At 52.5% G+C, this 7194-nt stretch carries 6 protein-coding genes; 4 read left to right on the top strand and 2 right to left on the bottom strand.

Features of this window, described 5'->3' with window-relative positions:
* The 3 genes from AC0QHF_RS01955 to AC0QHF_RS01945 all read left to right on the top strand — a co-directional run bounded on the left by AC0QHF_RS01955 (position 1) and on the right by AC0QHF_RS01945 (position 3809).
* Positions 1-174: a type I restriction-modification enzyme R subunit C-terminal domain-containing protein gene (locus AC0QHF_RS01955; protein ID WP_375341391.1), complete on the top strand. Its 174-nt coding sequence runs from the start codon at positions 1-3 to the stop codon at positions 172-174.
* 556 nt (positions 175-730) lie between these two features.
* On the top strand, positions 731-2161 hold the full coding sequence (locus AC0QHF_RS01950; RefSeq protein ID WP_324702499.1) for a class I SAM-dependent DNA methyltransferase: 1431 nt from the start codon (positions 731-733) through the stop codon (positions 2159-2161).
* A 55-nt stretch (positions 2162-2216) separates the two neighbouring features.
* On the top strand, positions 2217-3809 hold the full coding sequence (locus AC0QHF_RS01945) for a restriction endonuclease subunit S (protein ID WP_324702500.1): 1593 nt from the start codon (positions 2217-2219) through the stop codon (positions 3807-3809).
* 133 nt (positions 3810-3942) lie between these two features.
* Here the strand turns inward: AC0QHF_RS01945 and AC0QHF_RS01940 are convergent, their stop codons facing one another.
* Complete coding sequence (locus tag AC0QHF_RS01940; RefSeq protein ID WP_324702498.1) at positions 3943-4524, bottom strand: L,D-transpeptidase; 582 nt, start codon at positions 4522-4524, stop codon at positions 3943-3945.
* Between the two features lie 293 nt (positions 4525-4817).
* Here AC0QHF_RS01940 and AC0QHF_RS01935 point away from each other — a divergent pair, with 293 nt between their 5' ends.
* The gene (locus AC0QHF_RS01935) at positions 4818-5855 is read left to right on the top strand and encodes a GspE/PulE/PilB domain-containing protein (RefSeq protein ID WP_324702497.1); all 1038 of its coding nucleotides are present in this window, start codon (positions 4818-4820) and stop codon (positions 5853-5855) included.
* A gap of 79 nt (positions 5856-5934) precedes the next feature.
* Here AC0QHF_RS01935 and aroF read toward each other — a convergent pair whose 3' ends face one another.
* Positions 5935-6996, bottom strand: a complete 1062-nt coding sequence (aroF, locus tag AC0QHF_RS01930) for a 3-deoxy-7-phosphoheptulonate synthase (RefSeq protein WP_324702496.1) — start codon at positions 6994-6996, stop codon at positions 5935-5937.
* Between the last annotated feature and the right edge of the window lie 198 nt (positions 6997-7194).

The following is a 7194-nucleotide window of genomic DNA, read 5'->3' as shown; positions in this document are numbered from 1 at the left end:
TTGGAACGGATCGGGAAGCAGTTAAAATCGGAAACGGTGGTGGATAGGCTGGCGTTTGACCGGGGACAGTTCAAGTCCAAGGGCGGCTTTACTCGTCTGAACAAAACGTTTGATGGGGAGTTGGAGGATATTTTAAGTGAGATTAATGGGGCAATTTGGGAGGAGATAAGTTAGAATAGATAATTATATCAAATCTGGTCGGATATCCAGACCGCTTGGGAATCAATTCCCGAGGGCGCAAGCCGCGCCCCTACCAGCCAAAATCCTCTCAAGAGGATTGGGGAGGTTATGGGGACAAGTAACCGGATCTGATATGATTTTCAATTTTTTCAAGCCCAATATATTGACACCATCTCAGATGAGCCATCTAGACAAACCCAGAACAGATATTGATTTACAACTAATGTTTCTTCAGTTGGTTGATGAATTGACCGTATCACATATTAATTTACTAAGTTTTTTAAACAATCCTCAACAATGGTGCGAAAAGAATCAAACATTCGTTCCTCAACTCAACCCACGTCACTCAAAGTCCCCCTTTTTAAGGGGGATTTAGGGGGATCGCCACTCCTCAGCAAAGACGGAGATCCCCCCCGGCCCCCCTTTATAAGGGGGGAGAATTGGAGGGCGGGTTTTTAAGTTTTGTTAATCGGATGGGTTTTGGGCGCGGTTTCGTGATAAGGTAATCTATTGGAATTAAAAGCGCCGCCGCAGGCGATCGCCCGAATTGATGACCGCAACGACTGATATTGTTCAAAAACTCTGGAATCTCTGCAACGTCCTCCGGGATGACGGTATTACCTACCTGCAATATGTCACGGAGTTGACCTATTTACTGTTCCTGAAAATGACGCAGGAGACGGGGACGGAAGACCAACTGCCGGAGGGGTGTCGCTGGATTGATTTGGTGGCGACGGAGGGCATCGACCAACTGAATTTTTATCGGAAGTTGCTGGTTACGTTGGGGGAACAGACGGCCAACACGCGGGTTCAGGCGATATTTGCCAACGCCCAAACTGCCCTGAAACAACCTCGGATTTTGAGTAAACTCGTCACCAGTATCGACCAGTTGGATTGGTATTCGGCGAAGGAGGAGGGGTTGGGCAACCTTTACGAAGGGTTGTTGGAGAAGAACGCCGGGGAGAAAAAGTCCGGGGCGGGGCAGTATTTTACCCCCCGTCCGCTGATTGATTGCATGGTGAAATTGATGCAGCCGCAGCCGGGGGAATTCATTCAAGACCCGGCGGCGGGGACGGGGGGTTTTTTGATTGCGGCAGACCGCTATATAAAGGAACGGACGGACGAGTTATTTGATTTGGAAGTACCGGAACAGGACTTTCAGAAATATAAAGCCTTTTACGGCATGGAATTGGTGCAGGACGCCCACCGGCTGCTGTTGATGAATATGCTGTTACACGGCATCGAGGGCGAGGTGGGTTTGGGGGATACGTTGTCCGGGGAGGGACAGCGACTCCGGAAGGCGAATTTAATGTTGACGAATCCGCCCTTCGGGACGAAAAAGGGCGGCGGGAAACCGACGCGGGACGATTTTACCTTTCCGACTTCCAACAAACAGTTGGCGTTTTTGCAGCATATTTATCGGGGGTTGGAAGCCGGGGGACGGGCGGCGGTGGTGTTGCCGGATAATGTGTTGTTTGAGGACGGACAGGGGCGAAAAGTTCGGGCGGATTTGATGGATAAGTGCAATTTGCATACCATCCTGAGATTGCCGACGGGGATTTTTTACGCCCAGGGGGTGAAAACCAACGTGTTATTTTTCCGGCGGGGAACCACGGAAAAGGGCAACACGGAGGCGGTTTGGTTTTACGATATGCGGACGAATATGCCGAGTTTCGGGAAGCGGGTTCCCCTGACGGCGGACCATTTTCGGGAGTTTGAAACCTGTTACGGGGAGGACCCGAATGGAAACGGACGCCGGGTGGATTTGGGTGAAGAGGGACGGTTTCGCCGTTTCAGTCGGGAGGAGATAGGAAAGCGGGGGGACAATCTGGATATTTCCTGGCTGCGGGATGAGAGTTTGCAGGGGGGGGAGGATTTGCCGGAACCGGATGAAATCGCGGCGGAGATTTTCCAGCGGTTGCAGGTGGCGGCGGATGAGATGGAGGCTTTGATGTTGTTGTTGGCTGGGGAGAATGAATAATAAAGGTTTATAAAAAAATAAAGCAGTATCCTTAAAAATATGGGGAGATATTTTGATGCAATCAGAATCATTGGAAGCTTTGCCCAAAGGATGGTATTTAACAACCATAGGTGAAATCACCCTATCATATCAAACAGAACAGCCCAAAAAGTATCCGAGTCGAGAATTTAAGTACATTGATATTAGTTCAATTGATAACTCCACCCAAACCATAACTGTACCCAAAATTTTTCTGGGTCAAGATGCCCCTTCTCGTGCGCGTAGAGTCGTCAAAAAAGATGATGTTTTATTTTCGACAGTCAGAACTTATTTAAAAAATATAGTCCGCGTCCCCAAAGAGTTGGACGGTGTTTTAACATCAACTGGTATAGCGGTGCTCAGACCGTCTTTGGCTGTTGACAGCAATTTCCTTTTTTATTATGTATTGTCAGAAAAATTTATTCGCAAAATTAGCAGTACAATGGATGGTACTCTGTACCCGGCTGTTACAGATAATGATGTTAATAATGCCGAAATACTCTTGCCGCCGCTGAATGAACAGAAACGGATTGTCGCTAAAATCGAAGCGTTACAGGAGAGGAGTCGGCGAGTTAAAGGGGAATTGGATACGATCGCACCCCTGTTAGACCAATTTCGGCGATCGGTTCTCGCCGCCGCCTTTCGTGGCGATTTAACCAAGGATTGGCGGGAGAATCACCCGGATATTGAACCCGCATCGGTATTGTTAGAACGGATAAAACGGGAACGGCGGCGACGTTGGGAAGAAGCCGAGTTGGAGAAGATGCAAGCCAAGGGGAAAACGCCAACTGATGACAAATGGAAACAGAAATATAAAGAACCCGAACCCGTCAATACTGACAATTTGCCAGAATTGCCCGAGGGTTGGTGTTGGACAAAGGTGCAACACATAGGAGATGTTCAACTTGGCAGACAACGTTCGCCCAAAAATCATACGGGTCCATATATGCGCCAATATTTACGAGCGGCGAACGTAACTTGGAGCGGACTCGACTTGTCAGATGTAAAAGAGATGAATTTTGATCCCAATGATTTTAAAAGATTCAAACTTCAATATGGAGATGTTCTGATCAATGAAGCGTCAGGGAGTCAGTATGAAGTTGGAAAGCCAGCAATCTGGAGAGATGAGATACCCAGTTGTTGTATACAAAACACTTTGATTCGGGTTCGTCCATTGGCTCCAATTTATGATTTTTTGTATTACTATTTTTTGTTCGGTGCGATTTCCGGTGCTTTTGGAAAAGCATCTAAAGGAATTGGCATCCATCATTTGGGCAGTCAGATACTAGCCGATTGGATGTTAAAATTGCCGCCAGAAAATGAGCAAAAAGAAATTATTTTGAGAGTCGGAAAAATTCTGCACGCGATCAATACTATCGAAGAACAGTACAAACAAGCGGAAACCGACCTGGAAACCCTGAATCAAGCGATATTAGCGAAAGCCTTCCGAGGGGAACTCGTCCCCCAAGACCCGGACGACGAACCCGCATCGGTGCTGTTGGAACGCATCCGCCAGGAACGGGAAGCCAAGGGAAAATCGGGCAAAAAAACGAAACGGAAACCCCGCAAAACCGCCCCCAAAACAGAGATAGAAAATCCCACCCAACTCAAAATCGAAGGCATCGATTGATTGATTTTTGAGAGACTTTCAAACTTGGAAAAATCCTGCGGGGGTGATGTCCGGTCAGCAGTTGCGGTTGACGGGATCGGATTTTGAAACCCTGATCGGTTTCGGGCCCGTCTCAATTAGCCGCAGAAAACCCTCAAGGTTCGACGGTGACGGGGGTGCCGATCGCGACTTTTTCAAACAGGGCGAGCACGTCCCGATTTAACATCCGGACGCAGCCGTGGGAGGCGGCCCGCCCCACCGTGTCTTCGTCGGGGGTGCCGTGAAATCCGATGGAGTTGGTCCCGTCGGTCCAAAACCCGATCCAGCGGCTACCGAGGGGGTTATCCGGCCCGGGGGGGATCAGATCTCCGGTGAAGGGGTGCTGCCAGGTGGGATTGCGGACCAGTTGGATGACTTTGTGTCGGCCGACGGGGGTTTCCCAGCCGCTGCGGCCGATCGCGATCGGGTAACTGGCCAGGAGGCGATCGCTCTGGTAAACGTAAACCCGCCGTTCTCCCAACCGGATCACCAATTCCACGGTAGCCGACAGGGGTTGCAACTGGGTTGCGTCCACTCCGGAGGCGGCAAATTTGGCGGGAAGTCCGGTTTTGCCGGAAATGGTATCTGCAAAGGCGGCGGAGGTCAGATCACCGGCAAAGGAGGGCAGCAATATTGCCGGACTCAACGCGACGGATAGAAGCGATTTCAGGAGCAATTGACAGTTGACAATTGACAATGGATAATGAATTCCCCTCCCACAATTCCCGACTCCCGACTCCCGACTCCCGACTCCCGCTTTTCGATTCCCTTCTCCTCTCGCCATAACCGTTGTCAACCCATCAACTCGGCTGAACGACCAAATCTTGTTAGACTGTATAGCATATACACAACTGTCGCTATTCTACAAGCAGCGCTCCCGAGCCGGGTGATAATTGCTCCGTGCTTCAGGATGCATCACGGTGGGAGTTATAGCCTGTCAAATTGAACGAAGGTCGTTGTAGTCGTTGAACCTATCATCCCCATCAGCCCATGTTAGCGAATTCTCAAACGGGGGGGGCGGGTCATTTGGATTCCGGACAGATTTTTCCTTTAGTCGATAGCATTTTGCCCTTTGAAGTCTGTCTTCACCACCAAATTCTGCCCCTTTCTCTCAAAGATAATACCCTGTGTTTGGGTGTCGTCAATCCCGAGGACGAGGTGGCTCTCAACTATGCCCACCAGATCTTGGCCTATCTCAATTGTTCCGTCGTGACCCGGCAAATTGGCGCGGAGGAACACCGATCGCTCTTGTCGGCCTACCTGTACCACAATAACGAAAAACCGGGGGACAAAAGCGCTTCGGAACCCGCGATCGCGCCCGAAAATTCGCCCTCCCCGGAGCCGCCCAAAAAGTCGGCGACCCCCGCCCAGAAGCGATCGCCGGCCCGCGAAAAATCCCCCGTCGCCAACGAGATGCTGCCCCGGCTGGAACTGAAACCCACCCATTTGGGTTCTCCGCCGGAGGTGCTCGCCCAACTGTCCCCCCCGGCCCTGTTGCCGGAGTTGCTGGCCCGGGTCTTGGCGGGGGGGATCGGCCGGCTCTATTTTGAACGGCAAGCGTCGAAGGGGCGGATTCTGTGGAGCCAAGATGGGGTGCTCCAGTCCATCCTGGACGACTTGCAACCGGACCGCTTTCAGGGGGTGATCAACGAACTGAAACGGCTGGTGAAAATGCCCCTGGTGCCGGTTTCCCAAGCCAAACAGATGGAGATCGAGCGGGTTTACCGCAATACCCACCTGCTGATCCGCCTGCGGGTCGTCCCCGGAGAACACGGGGAGGAGGCGAATTTGCAGGTGTTGCGGGGGGCGGCGCTGAAGTTTTACCAGCAGCAGCAACTCTCGAAGCTGAGTTTGGACGGCCTGCGGTTGGCGCAACAGTTGCAGAAGAAACTCAATGAAATTCAAGTCCGCTGCGCTTCGGCTACCCTGTCTTCGGAGAATTTGCCGCTGCTGCACCAGTTGCTCAAAAATGTCACCCACCAGGTGGAACTGTTGATCGAGCAGAGCGACAATCCGCCGGGGGAGTAGGGAATAATTGATAATTGATCATTGATAATTGACAATTATCAATTTCCCTACACCCTACACCCTACACCCTACACCCTAATTAAACGGGAACCGGGACGGGCTGTTGCCAGCGGTTCACCGCGCCACCGATCGCGCCCAGGTCGTTCATCAGGCGATCGAAGTTGTCGGGGGTGAGGGATTGGGGGCCGTCGGAGAGGGCCTTGGCGGGGTTGGGGTGGACTTCGATCATCAGCGAGTCCGTCCCCGCCGCGATCGCGGCTTTGGCCATCGCCGGGACGTGTTCGGCGAACCCGGTGCCGTGGCTGGGGTCGATCATGATCGGCAGGTGGGTGAGCGCGCGCAGTACCGGAAGCACGGATAAATCTAACGTGTTGCGGGTGTACTGGCGATCGAAGGTGCGGATGCCCCGCTCGCACAGGATGACGTTGGGGTTCCCCGCCGCCAAGATGTATTCCGCCGCCATCAGCCACTCTTCAATGGTGGCCGACATCCCCCGCTTCAACAAAACGGGTTTGTCCTGGGCGCCGACCTTCTTGAGCAGGGAAAAATTCTGCATATTGCGGGCGCCGATTTGGATCACGTCGGCGACCTCGGATAATTTTTCCAGGTCGTCGGCGTCCATCAATTCCGTGATCACGCCCAGTCCCGAGGCTTCCCGGGCTGCCGCCAGCAGGTTCAGCGCACTTTCTCCGTGTCCTTGGAACGCATAGGGAGAAGTCCGGGGCTTGTAGGCGCCGCCCCGCAGGAATTTAGCCCCTGCCGCCTTCACCCGCAGGGCTGTCTCGACGATCATCTCCTCATTTTCCACCGAGCACGGTCCAGCGACCACGACGATCGGCCGGTTGTGGCCGAAGTAGACGGTCCCTTCCGGGGTAGTGACGGGGATATCGCTGGGTTCGCCGTGGCGGTACTCCAGGCTGACCCGCTTGTAGGGCTTTTCGACCCGCAGCACCTGTTCGATAAAAGGGCTCATTTCCTGGAGTTGCAGGGGGTCGAGGCCCGCCGTCTCTCCCACCAGGCCGATGACAACTTTGTGTTTGCCGACGATTTTTTCCGGGGTCAGTCCCCAGTTCGTGCTGAGGTCATCGCTGAGACGCTCGATTTCGGCTTCCGGAGAGCCGACCTTCATTACAATAATCATGGATAGTCTGTCAACTGATTTTAGGTTTGCAAGGGTCGGTTGGGCAGTGTTCCTAAAGCATTGACGATTTGAGCGAAAAGGATGCCCGACTCGACCTTAACTTTAACGTATGGCAGTTGCCTTGATACTCTGCGGGTTAAAACCACGCAGATTCTTAAGTAATCCAAAGCTGGATTCTCAAAGGCATTATCAAAGTGC

Source organism: Lyngbya sp. CCY1209 (assembly GCF_055795065.1).
This window is presented reverse-complemented; position numbering and strand designations above follow the sequence as displayed.